At 61.7% G+C, this 25,613-nt stretch carries 24 protein-coding genes and 1 tRNA gene; 9 read left to right on the forward strand and 16 right to left on the reverse strand.

Going from position 1 to position 25,613, the window contains the following annotated elements; genetic code table 11:
* Positions 1-90 precede the first annotated feature (90 nt).
* Genes LC298_RS13655 through cpaB form a run of 6 tightly spaced genes read right to left on the reverse strand, consistent with a single transcriptional unit; the run spans position 91 to position 6,369 of the window.
* Positions 91-1,056, reverse strand: a complete 966-nt coding sequence (locus LC298_RS13655; protein WP_223385666.1) for a type II secretion system F family protein — start codon at positions 1,054-1,056, stop codon at positions 91-93.
* Position 1,057: 1 nt separating this feature from the next.
* Complete coding sequence (locus LC298_RS13660; protein WP_131570544.1) at positions 1,058-2,473, reverse strand: TadA family conjugal transfer-associated ATPase; 1,416 nt, start codon at positions 2,471-2,473, stop codon at positions 1,058-1,060.
* Positions 2,473-3,705, reverse strand: a complete 1,233-nt coding sequence (locus tag LC298_RS13665; protein ID WP_131570542.1) for a CpaE/TadZ family protein — start codon at positions 3,703-3,705, stop codon at positions 2,473-2,475. Before LC298_RS13665 ends, LC298_RS13660 begins: the two co-directional genes overlap by 1 nt.
* 27 nt (positions 3,706-3,732) lie before the next feature.
* Positions 3,733-4,002 (reverse strand): hypothetical protein, encoded by a 270-nt coding sequence (locus LC298_RS13670; protein WP_223385667.1) that lies wholly within the window; start codon positions 4,000-4,002, stop codon positions 3,733-3,735.
* A gap of 4 nt (positions 4,003-4,006) precedes the next feature.
* On the reverse strand, positions 4,007-5,380 hold the full coding sequence (locus LC298_RS13675; protein ID WP_223385668.1) for a type II and III secretion system protein family protein: 1,374 nt from the start codon (positions 5,378-5,380) through the stop codon (positions 4,007-4,009).
* Positions 5,377-6,369: a Flp pilus assembly protein CpaB gene (cpaB, locus tag LC298_RS13680; RefSeq protein ID WP_131570540.1), complete on the reverse strand. Its 993-nt coding sequence runs from the start codon at positions 6,367-6,369 to the stop codon at positions 5,377-5,379. The genes LC298_RS13675 and cpaB overlap by 4 nt, the downstream gene beginning before the upstream one ends.
* 236 nt (positions 6,370-6,605) lie before the next feature.
* Between cpaB and parE the strand changes: the two genes are divergently transcribed.
* Positions 6,606-8,663 (forward strand): DNA topoisomerase IV subunit B, encoded by a 2,058-nt coding sequence (gene parE, locus LC298_RS13685; protein WP_131570681.1) that lies wholly within the window; start codon positions 6,606-6,608, stop codon positions 8,661-8,663.
* 33 nt (positions 8,664-8,696) lie between these two features.
* Here parE and LC298_RS13690 read toward each other — a convergent pair whose 3' ends face one another.
* The 3 genes from LC298_RS13690 to LC298_RS13700 are packed head-to-tail and all read right to left on the reverse strand — an operon-like array spanning position 8,697 to position 10,670.
* Positions 8,697-9,515 carry a hypothetical protein gene (locus LC298_RS13690; RefSeq protein ID WP_131570538.1) on the reverse strand — a complete coding sequence of 273 codons (819 nt, stop codon included), beginning with the start codon at positions 9,513-9,515 and terminating at the stop codon, positions 8,697-8,699.
* Between the two features lie 10 nt (positions 9,516-9,525).
* The gene (locus tag LC298_RS13695) at positions 9,526-10,260 is read right to left on the reverse strand and encodes a HupE/UreJ family protein (protein ID WP_131570536.1); all 735 of its coding nucleotides are present in this window, start codon (positions 10,258-10,260) and stop codon (positions 9,526-9,528) included.
* 47 nt (positions 10,261-10,307) lie between these two features.
* On the reverse strand, positions 10,308-10,670 hold the full coding sequence (locus LC298_RS13700; protein ID WP_131570533.1) for a hypothetical protein: 363 nt from the start codon (positions 10,668-10,670) through the stop codon (positions 10,308-10,310).
* A 103-nt stretch (positions 10,671-10,773) separates the two neighbouring features.
* On the opposite strand from LC298_RS13700, the gene LC298_RS13705 reads away from it, so the two are divergent.
* From LC298_RS13705 to LC298_RS13715, 3 genes are read left to right on the forward strand one after another with little or no spacing between them, the layout of a single operon-like run.
* Entirely contained in the window at positions 10,774-11,052 is a 279-nt protein-coding gene (locus LC298_RS13705; RefSeq protein WP_131570531.1) for a metal-sensing transcriptional repressor, read from the forward strand.
* Positions 11,053-11,075: 23 nt separating this feature from the next.
* Positions 11,076-12,407: an MFS transporter gene (locus LC298_RS13710; protein WP_131570529.1), complete on the forward strand. Its 1,332-nt coding sequence runs from the start codon at positions 11,076-11,078 to the stop codon at positions 12,405-12,407.
* A gap of 27 nt (positions 12,408-12,434) precedes the next feature.
* Positions 12,435-13,178, forward strand: coding sequence for a nickel/cobalt transporter (locus LC298_RS13715; RefSeq protein WP_223385669.1), 744 nt, complete (start codon positions 12,435-12,437; stop codon positions 13,176-13,178).
* A 116-nt stretch (positions 13,179-13,294) separates the two neighbouring features.
* On the opposite strand, the gene LC298_RS13720 is transcribed toward LC298_RS13715, so the two are convergent.
* The 3 genes from LC298_RS13720 to LC298_RS13730 form a co-directional block, all read right to left on the reverse strand.
* Positions 13,295-14,434: a DUF2336 domain-containing protein gene (locus LC298_RS13720; protein ID WP_131570527.1), complete on the reverse strand. Its 1,140-nt coding sequence runs from the start codon at positions 14,432-14,434 to the stop codon at positions 13,295-13,297.
* Between the two features lie 111 nt (positions 14,435-14,545).
* Entirely contained in the window at positions 14,546-15,166 is a 621-nt protein-coding gene (locus LC298_RS13725; protein ID WP_131570525.1) for a flavin reductase family protein, read from the reverse strand.
* Complete coding sequence (locus tag LC298_RS13730; RefSeq protein ID WP_131570676.1) at positions 15,163-15,693, reverse strand: nitroreductase family protein; 531 nt, start codon at positions 15,691-15,693, stop codon at positions 15,163-15,165. Before LC298_RS13730 ends, LC298_RS13725 begins: the two co-directional genes overlap by 4 nt.
* A gap of 149 nt (positions 15,694-15,842) precedes the next feature.
* Here LC298_RS13730 and LC298_RS13735 point away from each other — a divergent pair, with 149 nt between their 5' ends.
* Positions 15,843-16,859 (forward strand): hypothetical protein, encoded by a 1,017-nt coding sequence (locus LC298_RS13735; RefSeq protein ID WP_199223326.1) that lies wholly within the window; start codon positions 15,843-15,845, stop codon positions 16,857-16,859.
* On the opposite strand, the gene LC298_RS13740 is transcribed toward LC298_RS13735, so the two are convergent.
* Together LC298_RS13740 and thrS are read right to left on the reverse strand one after the other, a co-directional pair.
* Positions 16,853-17,719: a lysophospholipid acyltransferase family protein gene (locus LC298_RS13740; RefSeq protein WP_131570523.1), complete on the reverse strand. Its 867-nt coding sequence runs from the start codon at positions 17,717-17,719 to the stop codon at positions 16,853-16,855. The genes LC298_RS13735 and LC298_RS13740 overlap by 7 nt on opposite strands.
* A gap of 60 nt (positions 17,720-17,779) precedes the next feature.
* Entirely contained in the window at positions 17,780-19,774 is a 1,995-nt protein-coding gene (thrS, locus tag LC298_RS13745; RefSeq protein ID WP_131570521.1) for a threonine--tRNA ligase, read from the reverse strand.
* Between the two features lie 211 nt (positions 19,775-19,985).
* Between thrS and otsB the strand changes: the two genes are divergently transcribed.
* Together otsB and LC298_RS13755 are read left to right on the forward strand one after the other, a co-directional pair.
* Positions 19,986-20,759 (forward strand): trehalose-phosphatase, encoded by a 774-nt coding sequence (otsB, locus tag LC298_RS13750; RefSeq protein ID WP_158284797.1) that lies wholly within the window; start codon positions 19,986-19,988, stop codon positions 20,757-20,759.
* On the forward strand, positions 20,756-22,147 hold the full coding sequence (locus tag LC298_RS13755) for an alpha,alpha-trehalose-phosphate synthase (UDP-forming) (protein WP_131570517.1): 1,392 nt from the start codon (positions 20,756-20,758) through the stop codon (positions 22,145-22,147). Before otsB ends, LC298_RS13755 begins: the two co-directional genes overlap by 4 nt.
* 40 nt (positions 22,148-22,187) lie before the next feature.
* Here LC298_RS13755 and LC298_RS13760 read toward each other — a convergent pair.
* Positions 22,188-22,272: transfer RNA gene (locus LC298_RS13760), tRNA-Leu, on the reverse strand.
* A gap of 145 nt (positions 22,273-22,417) precedes the next feature.
* Between LC298_RS13760 and lipB the strand changes: the two genes are divergently transcribed.
* Complete coding sequence (gene lipB / locus LC298_RS13765) at positions 22,418-23,179, forward strand: lipoyl(octanoyl) transferase LipB (RefSeq protein ID WP_131570515.1); 762 nt, start codon at positions 22,418-22,420, stop codon at positions 23,177-23,179.
* 225 nt (positions 23,180-23,404) lie between these two features.
* Here the strand turns inward: lipB and LC298_RS13770 are convergent, their stop codons facing one another.
* Positions 23,405-24,337 carry a DMT family transporter gene (locus LC298_RS13770; protein ID WP_131570513.1) on the reverse strand — a complete coding sequence of 311 codons (933 nt, stop codon included), beginning with the start codon at positions 24,335-24,337 and terminating at the stop codon, positions 23,405-23,407.
* A 116-nt stretch (positions 24,338-24,453) separates the two neighbouring features.
* Between LC298_RS13770 and LC298_RS13775 the strand changes: the two genes are divergently transcribed.
* A complete protein-coding gene (locus LC298_RS13775; RefSeq protein WP_131570511.1) occupies positions 24,454-25,563 on the forward strand; it encodes an S-(hydroxymethyl)glutathione dehydrogenase/class III alcohol dehydrogenase in 1,110 nt (369 codons plus the stop codon).
* The last annotated feature ends 50 nt before the right edge of the window (positions 25,564-25,613 follow it).

The raw sequence follows: 25,613 nt of genomic DNA on the forward strand, positions 1-25,613 counted from the left end.
GCGGGCACCGTTCGTCTCGCGCAATGGCCATATCGGGCTGCGCTTTTCTTCTCGCCGGAACAAAATATCCATTCCATCAATTTGCTTCCCCTAGAACTTGAAGCTCGCCATCTTGAACATGATGGCGTTGCCCAGAAGTAGCCACATGACCGAGCCGCCGACCAGCATCCACGTTAGGCTGATGTCCGCCACGTCGGCATAGTAGCTCGGCATCAGCACCAGCACCGCGAGCACAAGCAGCACCGGAACCGCTGTCAGGATGTAGGCCGACAACCGTCCCTCGACCGAGATTGCCTTGATCTTTCTGCGAAGTTTGCCGCGCTCGCGGATGACTTCTGAAAGTCCTTCCAGGATCTCGCGCAGATTGCCTCCGGTGGTCGATTGAATGGACACTGCGGTGACGAAAAGCGGCAGATCCTCGTGCCCTACGCGCTCATAAAGGTTGCGCAGTCCCGTCACCATGTCCGAGCCGTATGTTACCTCGTCGGAAACAATTCCGAATTCGGTGCCGATCGGGTCCGGCATTTCCCGCGACACCATCGACACCGCAACCGGCACCGGATGCCCCGCCTTCAGGCCCCGCGTGATCAGATCGAGCGCTTCGGGCAACTGGACGCCGAAACGCTTGTGGCGTCTCTTGCGCAGAAACCGCAGGACGAGGATTGGAAGCAATGGAACGAGCGCAACTGCAACCAGGGCGCCGATATGCAGCCGGTTGAGATAGAACCCGCCCGTAATCCCGATGAGCAGGGCCACTGCGCTGGTAATTGTGAGGAACGTCGAGAGCGGCATCGTCATTCCCGATTGGGTGCGGAGCAGCGTCAGGGTCGCCATCAGCGAAAAGCGGCTGGCCCCGTCCAGTCCGCGCTCCTTGCGCAACTGGACAAGCACCTCCTTCTGGTTGACTGTGCGTTCCTGCAGGCGGATCCGGCGGTTTACTGCGCGGCGCTGTTCCTGCCCTGTGGCCAGCAGCATGTACGCCGCTTCGGCCAGCATGATCCCGGCAATGGCGGCAAATGCATAGACCGCATAGATTGTGGCGTCGCTGAACTCCATGTCATTCCGGCTTCTTGTGCGACGGATCGAAATAGTCGCCGGGGAACTCGACTCCCATTGCGAGCAGATCGTCCAGGAATCGTGGGCGTATCCCGGTCGCCTCGAAATGCCCGACGATTCCGCCGTCGGCGGTCATGCCGGTGCGGCGGAACGTGAATATCTCCTGCATCTGGATGATATCGCCTTCCATGCCGGTCACTTCCGCGACACTTGTCACCTTGCGCTTGCCGTCGGAAAGCCGGGTCAGCTGCACGATCAGCCCGATCGCGCTGGAAATCTGGCTTCGAATTGAGGCGACGGTCATCGGCATTCCGGTCATGCCGAGCATTTGTTCCAGCCTGGCAATCGCGTCGCGCGGCGTATTGGCGTGAATCGTTGCCATCGAGCCTTCGTGACCGGTATTCATTGCCTGCAGCATGTCAAAGGCTTCTTCCCCGCGGCACTCGCCCAGGATCACCCGGTCCGGACGCATCCTGAGCGCGTTCTTGACGAGATCGCGCTGCTTCAGTTCGCCGATACCCTCGGCATTTGCGGGCCGCGTCTCCATGCGCGCCACATGCGGCTGCTGAAGTTGAAGCTCGGCCGCGTCTTCGATTGTGATCAGCCGCTCGTCTTCGGGGATGAATGCCGAGAGTGCGTTGAGCATCGTCGTCTTGCCCGTGCCCGTGCCGCCCGAGATGATGGTCGTGATGCGCGCGAAAACCGCGGCTGCCAGCACTTCAGCCATCGGTTGGGTCAGGGCGTCGAACTCCACCAGCTTGTGCAGGCCCATCTTGTTCTTGGAGAACTTGCGTATCGACACAAGCGGGCCGTCGACGCCGACCGGCCGGATTGCCGCGTTGAAACGGGAACCGTCGAGCATGCGGGCGTCGCACATCGGCGAAGATTCATCGATGCGCCGGCCTACTGCGGCAACGATCTTGTTGACCACACGCAGCAGATGCGCCTCGTCCTTGAACGGAATGTTCTCTTTCACGAGCTTTCCGGCGCGCTCGACGAAACAGTTTTCATGTCCGTTGATCAGGATATCGCTGACCGTCGGGTCCTTGAGCAGCGGCTCCAGCGGACCGAGGCCGACCATCTCGTCGACCAGATCGTCGATCAGCGACTCGACCTCCGCCCCGTTCAGCGCGAGACGTTCCTGCCGGACGTAATCATTGACGAACGTCTGCACTTCCAGCCGCATGCGGTCCGGGGGCAGCGCCTCGAGCGCCACGAGGTTGATCTCTTCGAGCAGCTTGCGATGAAGCTTGACGCGCGCATCGAGCGTCCGCTCCTGTGGTTTGGGCGCGGCGCGCACGGGTGCCGGCTTGGCCGCCCTGACATTCGGGATCACGACGGGGCGTTCTTCGACGTTTGGCGCTGCGCTCCGCTGGGCCGGTTCGCGCGTCTTCAGCTGTGTGAAACGGTTCGCCATCAGCCTGCCTTTCTGAACAGGCCCTTGCCAAGGCCAAGGAGGCCCCGCGGGCGGCTCCCCTCGAGTGACATTTCCTCGGGCAGGATGATACGTTTCAAATCCTGTACAACATTGGCGTGGGGATCGACCTCGTTAAGCGGCACGCCGCGGTCAACCGCCTCGCGCACCAGCTTGTAGTTGTTTGCGATTCCCCCGGCGAACCGATCCCCGAGAACATCCTCAACATCGCTGGAACGGACCCCGCCATCTGCCCCGCCCGGCGCATACCGGTTGATGATGACGCGCGGTTTGATGTCTTTGCCGACCTCGGTTTCGATTGCGTGCAGGAGTCGCTGGGTATGACGCAGGCACGGCACTGTCATCTCGGCGGTGATGAAGACGTTGTTGGATCCGCGCAGCACAAGTTCGGTCCAGGGGAACCATGTGCGCGGCATGTCGATGACAACATTGTCGAAATAGGCCGACACGAGGTCGAGAACGCGGATAACGACATCCGCATCGAACGACCGCATCTCCGCCGGGCTGTTGGGCGCGGCGAGAACGGCAAGGCCGGAATCATGCTTCGATAACAGCGCGTCGAGAAGCTGTCGGTCGAGCCGGTCGACCTGATTTTCGATCTCGGCGATGTTGAAGCGCGGTTCGAGATCGAGATACTCGGTACAGGATCCGTGCTGGAAATTGAGGTCGACCACACAGGTCGAGGCCGCTCTGGTCGCGGAGCGGTGCAGCAGAAATGCTGTCTGCAACGCGATGGTCGTGTTGCCCACACCGCCGCCGGCCGGCATGAATGTACTGATGTCGGCGTCGCCGGCATCGTGCTTGTCCATGCCCTTGAGCGCGCGGATACAGGACCGCACCAGGTCTGTTGTCGTCACCGGCTTGATCAGGAAGTCTGACACCCGCAACTGTACGATCACCCTCACCATGGCAGCGTCGTGGCTGCCGGCGACGACGATGACCGGCACGCGATCGGTCAGCCGGCGCGTGATCCGCTGCAACGCCTCCAGGTTTTCAAGCGTGGACTCGCCGAGGTCGACAATCACAGCCCCGGCCTCAGCCTCTTGCGCCTCATTGTGCAGTTCTGCGACCGGTTTCTCGATCACCACCAGTTTGATCGCATCGGAGGCGGAAAACGCCGACTGCGTTGATGCGATGAACTGCTTGTCCGTCGACACCAGGACGATCCGGTTGTTGTCCTGCTTTGCGCTGGTTTTTTTCTGCTCTGAAGCCACTGTCGTTGCCTGCCTTGACTCGCCGGTTCAGCTGCCATCGAGGGAGATCGGGGACGTCCCCAGATCGCCCGCCGGGTAAGCGTTGGCCGCCGGTCTGTCGGCGGGCACGATCAAATCGGTATCCTGAACGCCGGGCGGCCAGGGGTCTATTCGCTGCAGGACGTTGTTATGCGCGATTGCGTTGCCGCCGCTGAAGCTGATTCCCTCGATCCGCTCGTCCTCGGCGGTCGAGGAACATCCGGCAACGGCCGCGACCAGAGCAAAGATCGAAAACGCCTTGATTGCTGTTTGCCGCAAGATCCTATCCCTCGATTTCAAGTGTCAGAATATGACCCGTCGTGCGCGCGGGAACTGTCTGCGCCGTTCCCACCTCTTCCACCTGAAGGGTCTGCGCCTCATGGACGGTCGCAGGACGCGAACCGTCCAGCGGCGTTGCCATCGGTGTGCTGGGTTCTATCGGCCGGACCAGATGCGGCGTCACGATCATCACCAGATCGGTTTCGCGCCGCTGAAACTTCTTGCTCGAGAACAGGGCGCCCAGGATCGGCGTCTTTCCGACACCGGGAATGCGATCGTTGTTGACGCTGTTTTCGGCTTGGAACAGTCCTGCCATCATGAAGCTCTGCCCGCTTTTCAGGTCGACCGACGTGCGTGCGCGGCGAACGGAAAGCACGGGGAAGCTGGCGTCGAAGGTGCGATCGATCGCGGAGACTTCCGGTTCGATCTCAAGAGCGATCAGCCCGTCCTTGAGCACGGTGGGCGTGAATTCCAGACCGACGCCGAACTTCTTGTACTCGACCCTCACACCGCCGTCATTGTCGTTCACAACGATGGGAAACTCGCCGCCTGCGAGAAAGCTTGCTGTCTCGCCCGAACGGGCGATGAGATTCGGTTCGGCGAGCCTGCGCGCTACGCCGCGGTCTTCCATCGCCTTGATCGCGATATCCACGTTCAATCCGCCGCTCACCAGACTCCCGAAGAAGTTCCCGCCCGGCGAATTGAAGCCGATGAGCCCGGCATCGCCGTCCCGCGTGGTCGAGTAGCTCAGATCCTTGATCTTGACGCCCAGTTCCTGTCCCGCGTCGCGGTTGATCTCGACGAAGCGGACGTTGAGCTGCACCTGCTGGGACGATGTGACGTTCACCGAATTGATAATGTCCTCATCGGCGAATTTCTCGGCGATTTTCTTGGCCCGGTCCGCCGAAACCTGGTCGGGCGCATCACCCGAAAGGACCACCTGTCCGTTGGTCGTCGTCACCTTGATGTCGGCATCGGGCACGTTTTCCTGGATGGCGCTGCGCAAGCGCGTCGTGTCGACGCTCACTTCGACATCGATCGAACCGATCAGTTCCTTGTTTTCGTTGAAAAGCGCTATGCCGGTCGTTCCTGCTGAAATCCCGAGCACGTAGAACGAACGGTTGGTGAGCGGTTGCACATTCGCGATCTCCGGATCGCCGACAACGATCTCGTAGAACGAGGCGTGGGTGCGCACCGTCTTCGGCTTGCCCCTTTCGACGGTGAGCAGCCTGTTGCTGTTCGTCGAGACGGTGAACACGTTGGCGTTGGCGCCGGCGCCGGTCGGACCATCAGCAAGCGATGGCGGCAGAGCGCTGAGGCAAGCTGCTGCGGCTCCGGCTGCAACCGCCAGCCCGCGGATCATTCGTCCCTGCATCATCTCGCCCCCTCGTCCCGCACATCGTATGTCGCCGCATCGCTCTTGCGGCGAACCGTGACCTTGGCGAGGCCGGTCACGAAGCCCTCTGTGGGAGCGATCCGCTCAGGCGCAATCCGCTCCGGAGCGACACGTTCCTCGGAATAGGAAGCCGTCGGAATCTCATCGAGTCCCAGCGGCGGCAGCGGAGGCGGTGGAAATTCCGTCGCCTCGACGTCCCCGGCGCCGCGCAGGTGCAGCGACAGGCTGCCAGCCGATTGCGCCGCGGAAATCGCCTTCGCGCCGATGGCGTCGACCTCGAGCGTCACCGCACGCACCACCACCGGATCCGACTGCCGTTCGTCGGCAATCTGGTCGATCGACAGGATCTTGACGTTGCGCAGGACAATCGTCGTCGCAACGAAGCTGTCCGGATCGCCGGTATAGGTGCGGTCGCCGGCCGGCGAAAGTTCGATCGGCGCGTAGTCCTCGCCGCCCGACTCGTCCTTCTTCTCGATCTTGAACGTCCTTGTCAGCGCGATGTCGACCCGGTCGCCCGGAACCACGAAGCCGGCAACGCCGCTGATGTCGTCGACGCGGATGGTGACGGCCCGCATGCCGTCCTCGATCCTGCGCGAAAGCGTCGCCTGGCTGCCCGGATCGGTGATCTTGGAGACGAGGATCGGCTCGTTCGGCTCGATCGCCGCCAGCGCCACCCGGTTGCCCTCGCCGACCAGGTCCTGGATCGTCTGGAACGCCCCCGCCGGCAGATCCTGCTTCGGCCAGGGCAGTTCCTTGACCATGCCCGGATCGATCACCGCGCCGTAGCGCATCGGCTCGGCGGCGACGACGATGCTGGAAAATTCGACGACCGGGGTCTGCGCCTTGGTATCCATCTCCGCGGTTTCGATGGCGCTTTGGACATTGCTCTTCAGCCAGTAGTCTGCCGCGATGACGGACAGGCCGCCGAACACGATTGCAATACCACCCATGATCAGGAATTTCTTGTTCACGTCGCCCCAGCCTCAATCCGCCCGGCGGATTCCCGGATTCCCCTGCCTGTTTGCGGCAAGATTGACGTGGAACGATAAATATTGGGGTAACGCGTTGCCTAAAATCGCAGCAATCGGCAAACGAGGTTAAAGCGTTGTAAATGCGGCGTGGGGCCCGCCCCCCGTTCGCCTTTCGCGCGGCGCCATGCCATATTTCCACTGATTCGACCGAGCCGGACAGACACCCGCCCATGACGATGGACAACAGCACCGATCTCTTCGGCGGCCAGCCGCAAGCCGACAAGCCGGCCGAGGCCGCGCCCCAGCCTGCCCGCGCGCGCAAGCCCGCAGCCAGCCCTGCAGCCAAGCCCGAAACCGACCCGAACGGCGGCTACGACGCCTCGGCGATCGAGATCCTCGAGGGGCTGGAGCCGGTGCGCCGCCGCCCCGGCATGTATATCGGCGGCACCGACGACAAGGCGCTGCATCACCTGTTCGCCGAGGTCATCGACAATTCGATGGACGAGGCGGTCGCCGGCCACGCCACCTTCATCGAGGTCGCGCTCGACGCCGACGGCTACGTCTCGGTCGCCGACAACGGCCGCGGCATCCCGGTCGACCCGCACCCCAGGCACAGGGACAAGTCGGCGCTCGAGGTCATCATGACGACGCTGCACGCCGGCGGAAAGTTCGATTCCAAGGTCTACGAGACCTCCGGCGGCCTGCACGGCGTCGGCATCTCCGTCGTCAACGCCCTGTCCGACGATCTCCAGGTCGAGGTCGCCCGCAATCGCCGGCTCTACCGCCAGGCCTTCTCGCGCGGCCATCCCGTCTCCAGACTGGAGGACCTGGGCGACGTCCAGAACCGGCGCGGCACGAAGGTCCGTTTCCACCCCGACGCCGAGATCTTCGGCAAGTCGGCCCGCTTCGAGCCGGCCCGGCTCTACCGCATGGCGCGCTCCAAGGCCTATCTCTTCGGCGGCGTCGAGATCCGCTGGCAGTGCGCGCCCGAACTGATCGGCGAGAAGGACGAGACGCCGGCCAGGGCGGTGTTCCACTTCCCCGGCGGCCTGAAGGACTATCTGGAGGCCAGCCTCGGCGGCGAGCAGAAGGTCACGCCCGAGATCTTCGCCGGCAAGGGCGCGCGTCCCGGCGGCCACGGCTCGGTCGAATGGGCGATCACCTGGCACGGCGGCGACGGCTTCGTGAACAGCTACTGCAACACCATTCCGACCCATGAGGGCGGCACCCACGAGGCGGGCCTGCGCATCGCGCTCACCCGCGGCCTCAAGGCCTATGCGGAACTCACCGGCAACAAGCGCGCCGCGTCGATCACCACCGACGACGTCATGATCTCGGCGGCCGCCATGCTCTCGGTGTTCGTCCGCGAGCCGGAATTCGTCGGCCAGACCAAGGACAAGCTCGCCACCACCGAGGCGCAGCGCATCGTCGACACCGCGCTGCGCGATGCGTTCGACCACTGGCTCGCCGATTCCCCGCAGCAGGCCAATGCCCTGCTCGACTGGGTGGTCGAGCGCGCCGACGAGCGCCTGCGCCGCCGCCAGGAAAAGGAGGTCAACCGCAAGTCGGCCGTCCGCAAGCTGCGCCTGCCCGGCAAGCTCGCCGACTGCAGCCAGAATTCCGCCGCCGGCGCCGAGATCTTCATCGTCGAGGGCGATTCGGCCGGCGGCTCGGCCAAGCAGGCGCGCGACCGCCGCACCCAGGCGATCCTTCCGCTGCGCGGCAAGATCCTCAACGTGGCCAGCGCCGGGCGCGACAAGCTCTTGGCGAACCAGCAGATTTCCGATCTCATCCAGGCGCTCGGCTGCGGCACGCGCGGCAAGTACCGCGAGGCGGATCTGCGCTACGAGCGGGTCATCATCATGACCGACGCCGATGTCGACGGCGCGCATATCGCGTCATTGCTGATCACCTTCTTCTATTCCGAGATGCCGGAGCTGATCCGCGAGGGCCATTTGTTCCTCGCCGTGCCCCCGCTCTTCAAGCTGACCCAGGGCGGCCGGACGCTCTATGCCCGCGACGACGCCCACAAGGACGAATTGCTGGCCAGCGAATTCACCGGCCGCGGCAAGGTCGAGATCAGCCGCTTCAAGGGTCTGGGCGAGATGTCGGCGAACCAGTTGAAGGAAACGACGATGGACCCGGCCGTGCGCACGCTTCTGCGCGTGGAGATATTGGAGGGGCAGGACGACGCGACGAAAACGGCGGTCGACGATCTGATGGGCACCAAGCCGGAATCGCGCTTCCGGTTTATCCAGGAAAACGCCGCCTTCGCCCGCGACCTCGATATTTAGGCATTTCTCGGCTCGCCGCCTTGGGTCTTGACCCTAGGCGGTCCGCTTTAGTTCCCGGTATTCCCCGCGGGTGCGCAAGGTCAGCGTTACCGGTGCATCGGTCCGGTTACGCCAGAACCAGCCGTGATTGCCTTGGAACGCTGCTCGCAGCACGCCCTCGTCCTCCGCGATGCCGCGACCCTTCTCGTAACTGACCGACTGGCCGCCACCATCGCCATGTGTATCAAAGTTCAGCACCGCGCCATTTGCAGTCCAGTGGAACTCCGCCTCGGCATCTGCCTCCATTACGAGCTTCAATTCGGCACCTTCCCCCGGGGCCAGCACAATTGAAACCTCATCAGCCCATTCATTGGCTGGTGGATCTGCGGGAACGGGCACACCGGGCGTCTCGTCGAGGACCGTGGCCACATCCTGCGCGTCCCGCTGATCGGCTTGAGTCGGGGCATCGCTGTTCGAGAGCGAATCCGGCGTTCCGCCACCCTGCGACTGCTGTTGGCGGACAAGCAGGGCGACGATTGCGTCAAGACGCTGGTCGATCGCGGACAGCCGACCTTCAACCGCCGCACTTGCTGCCTGCGGCACCGGCGCTCCGGGATTCGACAGTGTCTGCTGGACGGCCTGTTCGGTCGCCCTGCGATCCGCCTCGGCCTCTTGGGCGAGCTGCGTCTTGATCTCGCCCATCTCGGTGACGCCCAGCATCCTGCCGATGCGGGTCGGGTCGATGCCGTATTCGGCGGGCAGCACCACCGTGACGAGCAGCGCCGCCGCCACGATCGCCGCGATGATGGTGGAACGTTTCAATCTCGCCGAGGAGGGAAGTTCGGCGCGTGTGGGCAAATCGGTGTTGTACATTGTTCAAACCTCAGGAATTTACAAACAGGCCGGTCAGCTGGTAGCCGATCAGGACGAATCCGGCCGCCATCATGGCGACGTTGGCCGTGTAGGCGTGACGCCAGAAGCTCTCGGTCTTCCGCCAGAACCCCATGACGATCAGGATTGCCGACAGGGCGAGCAACTGGCCGATCTCAACGCCGACATTGAAGGCGAGCAGGTTCGGAACCAACCCGTCGGAAGAGATCTCGTATTCGATAATCTTCGTCGACAGTCCGAAGCCGTGGAAGAAGCCGAAGATCAGCGTGGCGGCCTTGGTGTTCGGCTGGAAGCCGAACCACCGCTGGTAGGCGCCCATATTGTCGAGTGCCTTGTAGACAACCGACAGGCCGATGATCGCATCGATGATGTAGGAGTTTATGCCGACGTTGAAATAGACGCCGAGCAGCATCGTCGTGGAGTGGCCGATCGCGAACAGCGACACATAGAGGCCGATATCCTTCATCCGGTAGAGGAAGAAGATTACGCCAAGCAGGAACAGGATGTGATCGTATCCCGTGACCATGTGCTTCGCGCCGAGATAGATGAACGGCAGGAAGTGTATGCCGCTGATTTCCTGGATATAGCCCTTGTCGCCCTCGGCGACCGCGTGGGCGAGCGCGTCCGAGCCGCCAAGGAACGGCAGGCTCAGAAGCGCTAGGCAAACTGGTATTACAGGCCGCCAGCGCGCGTGGCATGGCTGCCTTGAAGAAAAGGATCCTTGCATGGAAAGTCCAATTGTCGTCGTTAAAGATGGCCACGGAGCGGCCGCGATCAGGTGACGAAGATCGGTCTTGGGGGACGGTCCAGGCGGGAGCCGGCTTCAAAATATGGGAAGCCGTGCGCCAGCGGATGCCAGTCGCACCCGTCGGGCGGCATGACTGAAACCGCACCAGCATAAGGGCTCGGTGTTTCATGTGAATGATCGGCCGGATGATGGCCTTGGCCGGGCGCGTGCTCGCCTTCGCCCGCGTCGTCGTGAACATGGCCATGTTCGGCGAATTCCGCCTGCATCTCTGCGTGATGCTGTGCTTCTGCGAACGCGGTCGGAAAGGCGTTGGCAGGCGACAACAGGCTGAGCGTCATCGCCAGTGCAATAGCGAGGCGCAGAACTGTGCTGTGAGGCCGAAACGACATGCTTAACGAATACTCACCACGGCCTTAACAATCTGTTGCTTCGCCAGCTTCAAGGCGATTCTCTCTCCTTGCTATATCCCCTCCAGGGGGATAGGTTCAAGGCATGGACCAGCCTCATCGCCATACAAGTCATCCCGCCCTCGTGAACCGCCTGAAGCGGGCCGAGGGCCATCTGCGCAAGGTCACCGGAATGATCGAATCAGGACAGCCCTGTTTAAAGATCGCCCAGCAGATGCAGGCGGTCGAAAATGCCATCGCCAGCGCCAAGAAGACCCTGATCGAGGATCATCTCAATCACTGCCTCGATGAAGTTGTCGGCCCGCTCGACGCGAGACAGCGCGAGGAAATTGACGACTTCAAGGCCATTGCCCGGTATTTGTAGCCGGGACCTCGGAGTCGGCCGCCATTCTGGGTATCCTCTCAAACACAGCTTACCGGAACCTCTTCTCGGCGCAGGTCGTGGCCCTTCTTGGTACCGGTCTGTTGACGGTTGCGCTGAGCCTTCTGGCCTATGATCTCGCCGGTGAGCGCGCCGGGGCTGTCCTGGGAACGGCGCTGGCGATCAAGATGATCGCCTATGTGGGCTTGGCCCCCGTAGCCGGCGCGATCGCGGAAAATCTGCCGCGCAAGGCAGTGCTGATCGGTGCCGACCTCGTCCGGGCGTCGGTCTCCCTGTTCCTGCCCTTCATCGACGCGGTCTGGCAGATTTACCTGCTGATCTTCATCCTGCAGGCAGCATCTGCGACCTTCACTCCAACCTTTCAGGCAGTCATTCCGGATATCCTTCCGGACGAGAAGGACTATACGAAGGCCCTTTCGCTATCCCGGTTGGCCTATGATCTTGAAAATCTGGTTAGCCCGGCGCTCGCCGGCATTCTCCTCTCGATAATGAGTTATCATTGGCTGTTCGGCGGCACTGTCGTCGGTTTTCTGGGGTCAGCCGCCCTGGTCGCGGCGACCCTTGTTCCGGCCCTGCCGCAAACAGCCAAGGCACGCCCCTTTTTCGCGCGCCTGACGCGCGGAACGCGCATCTACCTGGCGACGCCACGCCTGCGCGGTTTGCTGGCGCTCAATATGGCCGCGGCCGCCGCAGGAGCTTTTGTCATCGTCAACACGGTCGTTCTTGTCCGGTCCGGCTACGGCGCGGGCGAAACCCAGGTAGCGCAAGCGCTTGCCGCATTCGGCGGCGGCTCCATGCTTGCGGCGCTTTCCCTGCCGCGCCTGCTCGACAGGCTCCCGGACCGGCTGGTCATGGTCGCCGCCGCCTTTCTCCTCGGCGCGCTCACGCTCGGCCATGCGGTGTACATGTTTGCAGAGGGGTTGCCTGGATGGACCGGATTTCTGCTCGCCTGGGCGGCGAGCGGGACACTTTATTCTGCGGTCCTGACACCATCCGGACGTCTGCTGCGGCGCTCTGCCCATGCGGAGGACAGGCCGGCCGTCTTCGCCGCTCAATTCGCCCTGTCCCATGCCTGCTGGCTCATCACCTATCCGCTTGCCGGATGGACCGGCGAAACCTTCGGCTGGTCCGCTGCGATGGCAATTCTCGGCGCATTGGCGCTCGCCGCCTCGGCGCTGGCGCTTGCACTCTGGCCGGCAGGTGATCCCTCCGAGCTTGTCCACGATCATCCCGACCTTCCGGCGGGCCACCCGCATCTCGCTGGCGCCCCGGGGAAGCGCCACCGGCACCTCTTCCTGATCGACGACGAGCACCGCGCCTGGCCGACCCATGGCTGAGGCGGCGAGGACCCGAAGGCGGGAACCGTGAACTGGCTCCTCGGCCTGTATGCGGACGCGGTCTCCGCTCAGCGGGACATCTATCTCGCATTTGCCGACCGGATTCGCGAGTTTTCGGAAACCGGCGACTGGACCCAATTGGCGGTCTTTCTGCCCGTGGGAGTCGTGTTCGGGGCCATCCATGCGGCAACACCCGGGCACAGCAAGACGATTCTCGCCAGCTACCTGGCCGGTTCGCGCCTGGCCGCCTCGCGGGCGCTCGCCGTCTCTTTTGTCCTGTCGATGACCCACGTTTCGATGTCGGTCCTCATCGCCCTGCTTTCTCTTCCGCTCGTCTCCATCGCCTTTGGCGAGGTCGGCCGCGCCCCCGCGCTCGAGAACCTCAGCCGAGGCTTGATCGGCATGATCGGGTTGTGGATGGTGTGGCAGGCCCTGCGCCCGCCAGGAAGGCACGATCACGCCGCCGGGCAGGGTCTGGCCCTCGGTTTGACGGCTGGGCTGATACCCTGCCCGCTCACGCTCTTTGTCATGACGTTCGCAATTTCCAAGGGCGCGACCGAGGCCGGCATCGCCTTCGCAGGCGTGATGATGCTGGGTGTCGCGCTAACGCTGGCGTTGGTGGCAGTGACGGCCGTTCTGTGCCGGGACACGCTTTTGCGGCTGATGGAACGCCGTCCCGCAACGCTGTTGTTCACGGCGCGGCTGCTCCACGGGATCGTCGGAGTCATGTTGGTTATTATAGCTTTGAACGAGGTCTTCCCGCGCGGCTGATGACCCGCCGCATCGTTAAAATGATTTAGGTCGGGACCCGCTCCATGTGGCGATGACAGAAAGAGCGGTACTCGACCTCCAATAGGGACCATTCGGTCAAGGCGTGATCCTTCCCCCTAAGCCGCAGCTAGATCCAGCGCGTGGCGGCGGGCGTTCTGGCGGATCATGTCGAGATGGATGTTGCGCAACAGCGCGGCGATGTCGTCATTGTCGTGATCTCTTGCCGACGCGTTATCGGCGTCGAACGCCTCGATGATCATCCGCGTCACCTCCTGCGCCCCGGCGTTCAGCCTTCCGTTGGCGACGTCGCGCCAGATCCCGATCGCCGTCAGGAACAGCGGATGGACGCTGCGCGCCAGCCCCGCCGCGTCGAGCAGCGCGCGAAGCTGGTTCTCCCGCTCGTCGACGAGGATCGCCGTGATCCGCGCGTAGCCCTGCCCCGAGAGATCGGAGAGGATGCGCGCGATGAAGTCGATCTTGCCCGCGCACACGGCCCGGATCAGCAGCTTGGTCGTCAGCGCGCCGCTGTCGCGCAGCGCCGCGATCAGGTCGCACACGCCCTCGTCCATCCGGCCGGAGGCGAGCAGCACCAGCGCATTGGAGACCGCTTCCCCCGGCACGCGCTTGGCCCCGCCGCGCCCGAGCGCGTGGCCGACGAGGTTCGAGCCCGCCAGCGCCTCCCCGCAGGCCTTCAGCACGCTGAGGCGCAGCACCGGCGAGAGGTCCGGATCGTCGAGCAGCGCGCCGCGCGTCGCGGCGTCTTCCATGTGCCGTCCGGCGATGGTCGCCCGGCAGGCGTCGCAGACATCGGCATTGGCATTGCGCAGCAGCGCCACCGCCGCCGCCTCCTGGCCGAATTCGCTGATCGCGCGCGCCAGCCGGTTGGAGATTTCCGGCCGGTTGGCGATCAGGGTCTGGATGCGCGGCTCGGCGATCTCGACGCGCGCCGCCAGATCGGAATCGCGCAGGATCGGCGAGCGGGCGATGACGAGGCTTGCCACCTCGTACTGGTCGCCGGCAAGCGCGGTGACGATGTGCGGCGGCGCGGCCCGGCTCGAGGCCAGCGCCTCGGCCAGCGCGTAGCGCACCTTCGGCGAAGGGTCGTCGAGCAGATAGGTCATCGCCGCATCGGCCGCGCAGCGCTCCTCCACCTCCATCTCCGAGAGGAGATAGGCGCGCGCCAGCGCCGACGCCGCGGCCGTCCGCCGCGCCACGTCTGCCGACCTGCTCCATTTCAAAAACTGCTGAACGATCATCAACGCGCCTCGAACCCGTACCCGAGAGGTCAGGCTAGGCAAAAATGGTTTACGCTTGGTTCACCATGTTTTCGGGGAGCGCGCGGATTTCCGGGCCGCGCGGGTACGGATCTACGCCTTGCGCGGGCCGTTCGGGCGGGCAATCGCGGTGATGGTAAACCCGCTGCCGTAATCGAGATAGCCGAGCCGGGCGACCGGCTTGGCCTTGGCGAGGTCGAAATAGCCGTCGGTCAGCGCGGCCTCCGAGAGGTGGACGCCCACCACCTCGCCGAACACCAGCCAGTTGTCGGTATCCGCGCCGCCCCGGTCCTTCACCGGCATGATCACCGTGACCGCGCATTCCAGCGCGGCCGGCGCGCCCGCCACGCGCGGCGGCTTGACGATCCGGCATTGCGCTTCCTCGAGCCCCGCATCGGAGAATTCCGAGACCCCGCGCGGATAGGCGAACGACGACTGGTGCATCGCGTCGCGCTGCGCCTCGCCGACGTAATTGCACACGAACTCGCCGGTTTCCTCCGCGAAGGTGACGCTGTCCTTGCGCCCGGTCGAGGAAAACATCACCACCGGCGGATTGTCGGCGACCGCGTTGAAGAACGAATAGGGCGCAAGGTTGATCGCGCCGGACGCCGAGCGCGTCGAGATCCAGCCGATCGGGCGCGGCGCGACGATCGCCTTGAACGGGTTGTGCGGCAGGCCGTGGCCCTTTGCCGGCTCGTAGAAGCGTTCGCTCATCCGCGATATTCCCCGCTATAATCCGAGATCAGCGCGTCGACGTCCGGGCGCGGGCGCTCGGCGATCTCCCGGTCGCAGGAGCCTATATGGACGATGCCCGCCATCCGCTCGTGCGGCGCAAGGCCGAGGATCGCGCGGCCGCGCGGGTGGTCGCAGAACCAGCCGGTCACCCAGTTGGCGGCAAAGCCGCTGGCATTCACCGCGTGAACGAGGTTCATCGCCACCGCCCCCGCCGACAGGAACTGCTCCCACTCGGGGATCTTCTCGTGCGGCGCCGCCGTCGACACCACCCCGACCGCAACCGGGGCGCGGCGCAGCCGGTTGCGCTCGCGCTCGCGCTGGTCGTCGGCCAGCGGCCCGTTGACCTCCTCGGCGAGTTTCTCGACTTTATCGGCAATTTCACCGGCGTTTTCGGCGCGGTACACAACAAACCTCCAAGGGACCAGGCGACCGTGGTCGGGCGAGCGCGCCGCCATTGCCAATATATCTCGCAGTTGCGCCGGATCCGGTCCCGGCCCGGTTATCATGCTCAGGGGCACGGACTTGCGCGTCTTGAGATAAGACGCGACTGCATCGTCAGGTGTCACGAAAAAGCTCGAATCTTGTTTACCGTTGCGCCCTGATATGGCGCAGCGTTCGCGAAAATGCCAGCGTCCGAGGGGTTTACCGACATACCGTGCAGAAATTCACCGACATGCTTCGTCCGCTCTCCCCCTCGCCCGCTACGCCTCACCTGCTTGCCGCCTCACCCGCCATGCCTCGCGCGCTTCGCGCATTGGTCTTCGTCTTCTTCTGTTTCTTGTCTGTCCGCGCGGCCACCGCCCAAGAGGCGCAGTTTTCGGCCGAAGTGGAACTCCCGGGCATCACCAACTACGCGCCTCCATCCAGCCAAGCCAGCCCAGCCTCCACAACAGGGGTCGACCTTTTGCTGGACGCCCGGCTATCAGCCGAAGCCAAGACCATAAGCGAGGGAATGGTCTGGCGCGTGTTCGGTTCAGAACCGGAGCAAGGAGGGAAGTTGCCGCTGCTAGCGATCGCTGAAGGCGGTCCAACCCGTATAACGCTCAATCCGGGGGAGTATCTGGTTCACGCCGCGTTCGGACGGGCGGGTGCGACCACGCGTATTACGCTCGGCAACGAAGCTCGCCACGAAACGATGATACTGGACGCTGGTGGCTTGCGCCTCGAAGGAGTGTTGCCGGACAAGATACCGATGCGCAATGATCGCCTTCGCTTCGACATCTACCATGCTGAAGAGGACGAAAATGGCGAACGGCGTTTGATCTTACCGGACGTTCGCCCAGGACGCACGGTCCGCCTGAATGCCGGAACTTACCATATCGTTTCGAATTATGGCGATGTAAACGCCACGATACGGGCGGATATCCGGGTCGAGGCGGGCAAAACCACTACGGCCCAAGTCGAACATAGGGCGGCACAGGTTACCCTCAATCTGGTGCGGGGGGATGCCGGTGTCCCATTGGCGGATACGGCTTGGTCTGTGGTTGGGCCCTCCGGGGAGGTCCTTGCCGAGAACGTCGGGGCTTTCCCCTCTATGATCTTGGCAGCGGGTAACTACACGGTGATCGCGAAGAACAAAAACCGTGTTTTTCAACGCGAGATCGAAATCCGCGCAGGTCGCGATACCGTCGTCAAGCTGGACGCCGAATCCGCAGAGCAGCTAGATCAGTAACCCTCAGCAATCTTTGCCACCTCACGGCCCTTACGCGGGCGTGGCTCGAGTGAAAACACTGCATCGTGAAGTTTCTCCAGCAAGACTTTGCGGTCCTGAATATCCGCCAATTCCTCCCACGGGATGGTCTTGCCGATCCACGCCTTGATCTGCTTTCCGTATAGACGCCGGAATTCGCGAATGAGCAGCGAAGTGCGCAAGGTCAGCGAAAACTGGCTAACGAACTGGAATACGCGTCCATTCTGACCTTCGAAATAAATCGGTATCACCGATGCGTTGGCGGACTGAATCATTCTTGCCGTAAACATTTTCCATGGCAGATCGTGGGCCCTCCCCAGCCCCTTGTGGGCCGTCGCGACGCCACCCGCCGGAAAGATCACGATCGTCACCCCTTCCTTCAGCAAACTCACCGCCTCTTTTCTAGTCTGCAGGTTTAGTGCGACAGCATCTTTCGACTCCTCGAATGAGATCGGCAGCGAGTACGGACGGATTTCGGGAACCTTCAAGAGGTCGTTGTTGATGACGACGCGAAACGGCCGGCCCAATTTTTCGGCGAGCGAAAGAAAGGCAATACCGTCACCGATCCCGTAGGGGTGATTAGCGACCATGACAATCGGTGTGTCTGGGATATTGGTAGGAGGCCACAGGCCGTCGGCGCTAAACTCCACCTCGATAAGATTCAACATCTCGGTAAAAACGCTCTCGCTCTTCCCGAATATCTCGTTTCGCCAGTACTCGTAGAGATCGGCCAGCCGGTCGCGCCCCGACAGGCTTTCGATCATCCGGATAAGCCATCGCTTAAGCGGCGGGTCGTCCGGACGGGCGTAGGACAGTTCAGCGAATCGTACGGTTCTGTTCATCTCTGGGCGCACGTCCCCAATATTTTCGTCCTTAAAGACGTGTGGTACGCACGTCGAGTTTCAAGCGAATCGCGGCATGTTCTCCAGATACGCTCGTTTGCGAGCGATATCCGGCGGCGTGGCCTCGACCGCCAGCGCTGCCGTGATATCCTCTAGCGTCCGTGATTCCTGATCCCGGGAGCCCAGCCTGCGGACATTCACGGTCCCCTCTTCCGCCTCCCGACGTCCACACACGAGAATGACCGGCACCTTGGCGTGCGAATGCTCGCGAACCTTGTAGTTAATCTTTTCGTTGCGGAAGTCGGTGGCCACTTGAAGCCCCGCGTCACGTAGTCTCTGCGCGACCTGCTCGCCATATTCGTCCGCATCCTGCGTGATCGTCGCAACGACCACCTGCAAGGGCGCGAACCAGAGCGGAAAATGGCCGGCATGGCTCTCGATCAAGATGCCGAGAAAACGCTCCAACGAACCGACGATGGCGCGGTGAATCATGACTGGCTGCTTCTTCTCCGAATCCCGGTCGATATAAAACGCGCCGAAACGCTCGGGCAGATTGAAATCAACTTGCGTCGTACCGCACTGCCATTCTCGTCCGATGGCATCTTTCAGCGTGTACTCGAATTTCGGCCCGTAAAAGGTGCCCTCGCCTTCATTGATACCGGCCTTGATCCGCCCTCCGGATTCAGCCTCCATCCTGGACAGTGCTCTCCTCAGGATATCCTCGGCATGATCCCACATGGCATCGGTGCCGACCCGCTTTTCCGGGCGTGTCGCCAGTTTGACTAGCACCTCGTCGAAACCAAAATCAGCGTACACCGACATCATCAGATCGTTGATCTTAAGAATCTCTGCTTCCAGCTGATCCTCCGTGCAGAAAACGTGCGCATCGTCCTGCGTGAACCCGCGCACACGCATCAAGCCATGCAACGCACCAGACGGCTCGTAACGGTGGACGTTTCCGAATTCGGCCAGCCGTATCGGAAGATCGCGGTAGGATTTAAGTCCGTGCTTGAAAATCTGGACGTGGCCGGGACAGTTCATGGGCTTTAGCGCGAAGACACGTTTGTCCTCTGCGTCCTCGTCCGCACAGGCGACTGCAAACATGTTCTCGCGATACCAGCCCCAATGACCGGATGTTTGCCACAGCGAGTTGTCAAGCACCTGCGGTGCATTGACCTCGTCGTATTCGCCTTCGAGCCTGCGTCGCATATAGGCAAGCAGCGCCTGGAACATCCGCCAACCCTTGGCGTGCCAGAAAACAACCCCGGGACCTTCCTCCTGAAAATGAAAGAGATCCATTTCGCGGCCCAGGCGCCGGTGATCGCGCTTCTCCGCCTCCTCCAGCATGTGCAGATAAGCGTCCAGTTCCTTCTGGTCGTGCCAAGCAGTGCCGTAAATGCGGGTGAGCATCTCATTGTCGGAATCACCACGCCAATACGCGCCGGCGACCTTCATTAGCTTGAAGGCATTGCCGACTTGCCCCGTTGAGGCCATATGGGGTCCGCGGCAGAGGTCGAACCAGTCACCCTGCGCGTAAATCTTGACGTCTTGGTCTTCGGGAATCGCATCAAGAAGCTCGACCTTGTAGGTCTCCCCTTTCTCGGAGAATACGTCGCGGGCTTTGTCACGCGACCAGATCTCCTTGCTGAACGGCTTGTTGCGTTGGATGATCTCGCGCATTTTCTTCTCGATCACCGGCAGATCGTCAGGCGTGAACGGCATTTCGCGCTTAAAGTCGTAATAGAAACCGTTTTCGATCACCGGGCCGATCGTCACCTGGGTCCCCGGGTAGAGTTCCTGCACAGCTTCGGCCATCACATGCGCCGCATCATGGCGGATCAGTTCGAGGGCGCGGGCATCATCTCGCGTTACGATTTCAATCGCGCCATCCTGCACGGGATCGGAAAGGTCGCGCAACTCGCCATTCAGCGAGATCGCGACAGCTTTCTTGGCCAGCGATTTCGAAATTGACTCCGCGACATCGCGACCGGTCATGCCGGCATCATATGCACGCACGGAACCATCGGGAAATGTCAGGGAAATGGCGTCAGCCATCGGCGGTCTCCTTTTCCAGTCCCGCCAACGAACGCGGGTGGCCACACAATTGGGAGCGTATCTATGCAGTCTCTCAGGCGGCGTAAAGGCGTGAAGGGCACCGCCGCCGAAAAATTCCCAGCGGCGGAACCATGTTCTTTCGTTATCGTTCCGCCTGTGTCGACAGGTACAATTCCCAAAACGAGCGCCAACGCGCTTCCACCGGATAATGATGAGCGAGATACCCCACCTGGACTGTGGCCAAGCCGCGTTTTTTTTCGACTTCGACGGAGTCTTGGCGCCTATCGTCGACGATCCGCTGGGCGTCAGTGTATCGCCGATTATTCGGCAAGGATTGCGGGACATCCATAACCGAGCGGGGGGCGCCGTAGCGATCATTTCCGGGCGGGAATTAGCCCAGATCGACCGTTTCCTTGCGCCTCTCGAACTTCCTGCTGCAGGAATTCACGGTGCCGAACGACGACGCCCCGACGGACGCTTCGAACACGATGAAATCGACGCCGCGATACTCAAACACGCCGGGGAGCGCGTCATGGCGTTCACGTCACGTCATGAGGGGACTCTTGCAGAAACCAAGAACGCTTCGGTCGCAGTTCATTTTAGGAAACGCCCCGACCTTGAGGCAGCGGCTCAGGAGTTTATGCGCGATTTGGTTGCCGAGTTGGGCCACGGAAAACTCGTTTCCGGGAAGATGGTGGTCGAGTTGAAGTTCTCGGATCGAACGAAGGGTGACGCGATCCTGCACTTCATGGAAGCGGACCCGTTTTCCGGCCGGCGCCCGGTATTCTTCGGCGACGACATTACCGACGAAGACGGCTTTCAGATTGTAAACTCAATGGACGGAATTTCTGTTAAGGTTGGATCAGGTGAGACCCGGGCCCGCTACCGGCTGGACGACACGTCAGCGGTCGAATCCTGGTTCACAACGGTTTGCCGCCATCCAAGGGGCGAAGCATCGCACAATAATTTGGGGAGGGCGTCATGAGGCTCGTGGTTGTGTCAAACCGCGTCGCTGATCTGCGGAAAACCACTCAATCAGGCGGCTTAGCAGTCGCTCTCGCAGACGCGATGCGTGACCGCGGCGGTGTGTGGTTGGGTTGGGACGGTCAAAGTAACGAAAAAGCAGAAAGCGAGCCGCAGGTGGAAGACGTGGGAAGCGTCCGGGTGATCTCGCTCCCGCTTCCAAAAGATGAGTATGAAAACTACTATGCAGGCTACGCCAACAGCGTGCTTTGGCCGCTTTTCCACTATCGACTGGATTTGATTTCATACGATCCCGCGTACCTCCGCGACTACCACGCCATCAACCAGCGTTTCGCGGACGCGCTGATTCCTCACCTACAGGAAGACGATCTCGTCTGGATTCAGGATTACCATCTGATCCCGCTGGGGGGCTACCTGCGCCAGAGAGGATGCCGAAATCGGCTGGGCTTTTTCCTGCACATACCGTTTCCCCCACACGACCTGCTCGCCGCAGCGCCCGAGCATGCCGATTTAATCAAAACTCTGATGGCTTACGATGTGGTTGGGATGCAGACCGAGACCGACGCGCTTCACTTGAAACACTATCTCGAAGCCGAAATGACAATCACTCCTGATGAAGAAGGCTACGTGACCTCTCCTGGGGGCCGGCGTTGCTTCATCGGGAGGTTTCCTATCGGTATCGACGTTGAACAGTTTCGCCGCATGGCTGAAGACATGCCGGACGACGTTCACTTCGATATGATGCGAAACCAGATCCTCGACCGAAAGCAGGTTATCGGCGTCGACCGGCTCGATTACTCGAAGGGTTTGCCCCAACGCGTTGACGCGGTCGACCGTTTGCTCACACGTCACCCGGAAATGGAAGGCCGGTTCAGTCTTTTGCAGATCTCGCCCCCGACACGCGAAAATGTCGAGGCGTATGCGAATATTCGAGACAAGCTTGAGGCGATGACGGGGCGGGTCAACGGAAAATATTCAGATTTCAATTGGACGCCCGTAAGATACATTCACCGAAGCGTTTCCCGCGACAAACTCGCCGGCCTTTACCGGGCAAGTGCAGTCGCATTCGTGACGCCACTGCGCGACGGAATGAATCTTGTGGCAAAGGAGTTCGTGGCGGCACAGGATCCCAATGATCCAGGCGTACTTGTTCTTTCCCAATTCGCTGGCGCGGCAGAGGAAATGACTGAAGCTTTGATCGTCAATCCGATCGACGTCGACGACATGGCTGAAAAGCTTTACCAAGCTCTCACAATGCCGATCGAGGAACGAAGGCGCCGTCACGAATGGCTTTACGAGTGTATCCGTAAATCGGACACGAAAATCTGGCTCGAAGATTTTCTCGCGTGCCTTGCGCCCCCCATGGATGATGCTGCGGCGGCCGCGTAGCTTGATCAGCAATTCCGGATCAGGCGAATGATCGAAGTATTGGTGCGGTCGAGAAGACTCGAACTTCCACGGGTTGCCCCACAGCGACCTCAACGCTGCGCGTCTACCAATTCCGCCACGACCGCAAGCCAAGGACGAAGCCGGTGAACCCGGCTCGCGGCACTTAGCAAATCGGATTCACCCGCACAAGGGTTTGCCGGTGTTTTTTGGCGCGTCCCCCGAGCGGCGGGATCACTTGCATCCAAGCCTGCGATAGCCCATGTCACGCCAATGCCATTGTCGTCCTCAGATACCGACAGACCCAACGTCCGCAATGCTCTTGCAGACGGCGGAACGTTCCTCCCGGCGAGCGGAACTCCCCCGGTTGAATGGCGCATCAGCGACGGTCTTGTCGAGTACGAAGACGCGGTCGCGGCGATGGAGGCCCGTGTCGACGCAATCCGGAACAACGGCGCGCCGGAACTGATCTGGCTGCTCGAACATCCGCCGCTATATACGGCCGGGACAAGCGCCAAATCAGACGATCTCCTTGTTTCCGACCGCTTCCCGGTATTCCGCAGCGGGCGGGGCGGCGAGTTCACCTATCATGGACCAGGCCAGCGCGTCGCCTATGTGATGCTTGATCTGAAGCGTCGTCGCGAGGACATCCGCGCGTTCGTGGCAGCCCTTGAGGAATGGGTTATTGGCACGCTCCGCAGGTTTAACGTGAAGGGAGAAAGGCGCGAGAATCGTGTGGGCGTGTGGGTGGTAAGACCTGACAAAATACCGACCGTGCACGGAGCTTCCGCAGAAGATAAGATTGCCGCCATCGGCATCCGTCTGCGCAAATGGGTTTCTTTCCACGGGATTGCCATAAATTGCGAGCCAGACCTCGATCACTACAACGGCATCATTCCTTGCGGGATAGCGGAACACGGGGTTACGAGTCTCGTAGATCTCGGTCTTCCCGTTACCATGAACGACGTCGATCTTGCATTGCGCGAGGCGTTTGAAGAAGTTTTCGGAGCGGTAGATTCGACCGGCCGGCGCTAGAGAAGTTGCTCTACAAAACGATTGGCCGTTCCAGCAAGCATACTCGCCGAACGATGCAGCGCTCCAGCGACGCGGACCCCGGAGCCGTGCAGAACACAGGTTCCGGTGAACAGATAGATCGCGGCCAGCATAAATCATCCCGTTTTGAAGCTCAGGCTACTAGCACCTCCTCAGAGTTTGTAGGCAAAGCCAGAAAATATCAGCTTTTCGCCGGTGTCTCAGACGTCAGCTTCGGGCGGCCTTGTTTTCACGCCAGAAAACGTAAAGCCCGGCCCCAACAATCATCGCAATGCCTAACCACTTTGACGCGGTCGGGAAGTCGCCGAAAAGCAGCAAACCCGCACCCGCGGCACTGACGATTTCAAGATACTGAAACGGCGCGAGCAGCGAGGCGGGCGCAACGCGAAAACCGAGCAAGATCAAATGATGTCCGAACATGCCGATCGCGCCCGCGAGAAACAATAGGCCCCAGATCGAAGGGGGATAGTCGAGGCGTAGCGCAAGATTTTCAACGCCCGCCATCGTCCCCGCGCCTGATGCCGCCAGAAGAACAAGCGACCCGCCCGCGCCGGCGGCGACCTGCATGGTCATCGCGCTGTCCTCGGTACCCCCGAGGCGATTCAAAATCAGGTAGGTGGCAAACAGCGTCGCCGTGCCCAGCGGCAGCAGGGAGACCGGTCCAAAAAGCTCGAAGCTCGGCTGGATGACGATCAACGCGCCCGTGAACCCGACGAGAACCGCGGAAATCCGTCGCCAACCGACTTTCTCCCGCAGCACGACTACGGAAAGGACCGTCAAAATGAGGGGTTCGACGAAAAACACGGCAATCGCGTCCGCGAGCGGCATATATTTGACCGCCAAGAAAAAAAGCAGGCTGGCGATCGCGAGGATCGCGCCGCGCATGACGTTGAACATCGGCCGCTTCGGCCACAATCCGCCGATCCCTGCCGCCGCGATCACGAATGGAGCCGACAGCAACGCCTGAACCACGAACCGGGCGAGCGTGATCTGCCCGGGCGAAACACCTTCCACGACGGCCAGCCATTTGGCGACAGCGTCCATCAGCGGGATGATGAGCATACCGGCGGCACAGATCACCATCCCGCCCAGATGTTCGTCAAGTTGCGGTTTTACCGCACTGGGTTCCGCCTTGCTCATGGAGCCGGGTCCTTGAAAGCCCGAAAGCCGCACGCGCTGTCAGCGACGCCGCCCCTCCGGGTTGAAACCCCTCACAAATCCTGAAACTGTTTGCCGGTCAACCGGAGAGCATTGCAATGAAGTCACGCGCCGCAGTCGCCTTCGAGGCCGGAAAGCCGTTGGAGATTGTTGAAGTCGATCTGGAAGGGCCACGGGAAGGCGAGGTTCTTGTTGAGATCAAGGCGACGGGTATCTGCCATACGGACGAGTTCACGCGTTCCGGTGCCGATCCCGAGGGCATTTTTCCGGCAATTCTCGGCCACGAGGGCGCTGGCGTCGTTGCCGATGTGGGCACTGGTGTGAGAAGCCTTAAAAAGGGCGATCACGTCATTCCGCTCTATACGCCGGAGTGCCGCGAGTGCGAATACTGCCTCAATCCGAAAACCAACCTGTGTCAAGCCATTCGCTCCACACAGGGGCAAGGCCTGATGCCGGACGGCTCGAGCCGTTTTTCCATCGATGGCAAGCCAGTATTCCATTACATGGGAACCTCGACCTTTTCCAACTTCACAGTACTGCCCGAGATCGCCGTGGCAAAAATCCATCGGGACGCACCCTTCGACAAGGTGTGCTACATCGGCTGCGGGGTGACGACCGGCATCGGGGTTGTAATCAACACCGCAAAGGCCGAACCCGGCTGCCGCGGTGTCGTGTTCGGTTTGGGCGGTATCGGACTGAACGTTATCCAAGGCTTGCGCCTTATCGGCGCGTCGCAGATCGTCGGCGTTGATCTCAACAACGACAAGAAGGAGTGGGGCGAGCGCTTCGGCATGACGCATTTCGTAAACCCGTCAGAGGTCGATGGCGATCTTGTCGCACATCTCGTCGAACTGACCGGCGGCGGAGCGGACTACTCGTTCGAATGCATCGGCAACGTAAAGGTGATGCGCCAGGCGCTCGAATGCGCGCACAAGGGTTGGGGCCAGTCGATCATCATCGGGGTTGCCGGAGCGGGTCAGGAGATTTCCACCCGCCCATTCCAGCTGGTCACTGGGCGTTCCTGGCGCGGAACGGCGTTTGGCGGCGCCCGAGGACGGACCGACGTTCCGAAAATCGTCGACTGGTATATGGACGGCAAGATCGAAATCGACCCGATGATCACGCACAAGCTATCCCTGGACAGGATTAACGAAGGCTTTGATCTTATGCACGAGGGGAAATCGATCCGCGCCGTTGTGGAGTACTGACCGGCGCCGATTGGTAAGGCGCTCAGCCGCCCAATGCTTGGCCGAAACCC

Source organism: Oricola cellulosilytica, from assembly GCF_019966575.1.
Classification (GTDB): Bacteria; Pseudomonadota; Alphaproteobacteria; order Rhizobiales; family Rhizobiaceae; genus Oricola; species Oricola cellulosilytica.

Excerpts from the sequence above, each read along its gene's own strand:
- parE (WP_131570681.1), top strand. The coding sequence starts at position 6,606 with ATGGACAACAGCACCGATCTCTTCGGCGGCCAGCCGCAAGCCGACAAG.
- LC298_RS13695 (WP_131570536.1), bottom strand. The coding sequence starts at position 10,260 with ATGCAAGGATCCTTTTCTTCAAGGCAGCCATGCCACGCGCGCTGGCGG.
- LC298_RS13660 (WP_131570544.1), bottom strand. The coding sequence starts at position 2,473 with ATGGCGAACCGTTTCACACAGCTGAAGACGCGCGAACCGGCCCAGCGG.
- LC298_RS13775 (WP_131570511.1), top strand. The coding sequence starts at position 24,454 with ATGAAGTCACGCGCCGCAGTCGCCTTCGAGGCCGGAAAGCCGTTGGAG.
- LC298_RS13730 (WP_131570676.1), bottom strand. The coding sequence starts at position 15,693 with ATGATAACCGGGCCGGGACCGGATCCGGCGCAACTGCGAGATATATTG.
- LC298_RS13690 (WP_131570538.1), bottom strand. The coding sequence starts at position 9,515 with ATGTACAACACCGATTTGCCCACACGCGCCGAACTTCCCTCCTCGGCG.
- LC298_RS13720 (WP_131570527.1), bottom strand. The coding sequence starts at position 14,434 with ATGATCGTTCAGCAGTTTTTGAAATGGAGCAGGTCGGCAGACGTGGCG.
- thrS (WP_131570521.1), bottom strand. The coding sequence starts at position 19,774 with ATGGCTGACGCCATTTCCCTGACATTTCCCGATGGTTCCGTGCGTGCA.
- LC298_RS13725 (WP_131570525.1), bottom strand. The coding sequence starts at position 15,166 with ATGAGCGAACGCTTCTACGAGCCGGCAAAGGGCCACGGCCTGCCGCAC.
- LC298_RS13700 (WP_131570533.1), bottom strand. The coding sequence starts at position 10,670 with ATGTCGTTTCGGCCTCACAGCACAGTTCTGCGCCTCGCTATTGCACTG.
- LC298_RS13755 (WP_131570517.1), top strand. The coding sequence starts at position 20,756 with ATGAGGCTCGTGGTTGTGTCAAACCGCGTCGCTGATCTGCGGAAAACC.
- otsB (WP_158284797.1), top strand. The coding sequence starts at position 19,986 with ATGAGCGAGATACCCCACCTGGACTGTGGCCAAGCCGCGTTTTTTTTC.
- LC298_RS13770 (WP_131570513.1), bottom strand. The coding sequence starts at position 24,337 with ATGAGCAAGGCGGAACCCAGTGCGGTAAAACCGCAACTTGACGAACAT.
- LC298_RS13705 (WP_131570531.1), top strand. The coding sequence starts at position 10,774 with ATGGACCAGCCTCATCGCCATACAAGTCATCCCGCCCTCGTGAACCGC.
- LC298_RS13675 (WP_223385668.1), bottom strand. The coding sequence starts at position 5,380 with ATGATGCAGGGACGAATGATCCGCGGGCTGGCGGTTGCAGCCGGAGCC.
- LC298_RS13655 (WP_223385666.1), bottom strand. The coding sequence starts at position 1,056 with ATGGAGTTCAGCGACGCCACAATCTATGCGGTCTATGCATTTGCCGCC.
- lipB (WP_131570515.1), top strand. The coding sequence starts at position 22,418 with ATGCCATTGTCGTCCTCAGATACCGACAGACCCAACGTCCGCAATGCT.
- LC298_RS13740 (WP_131570523.1), bottom strand. The coding sequence starts at position 17,719 with ATGAACAGAACCGTACGATTCGCTGAACTGTCCTACGCCCGTCCGGAC.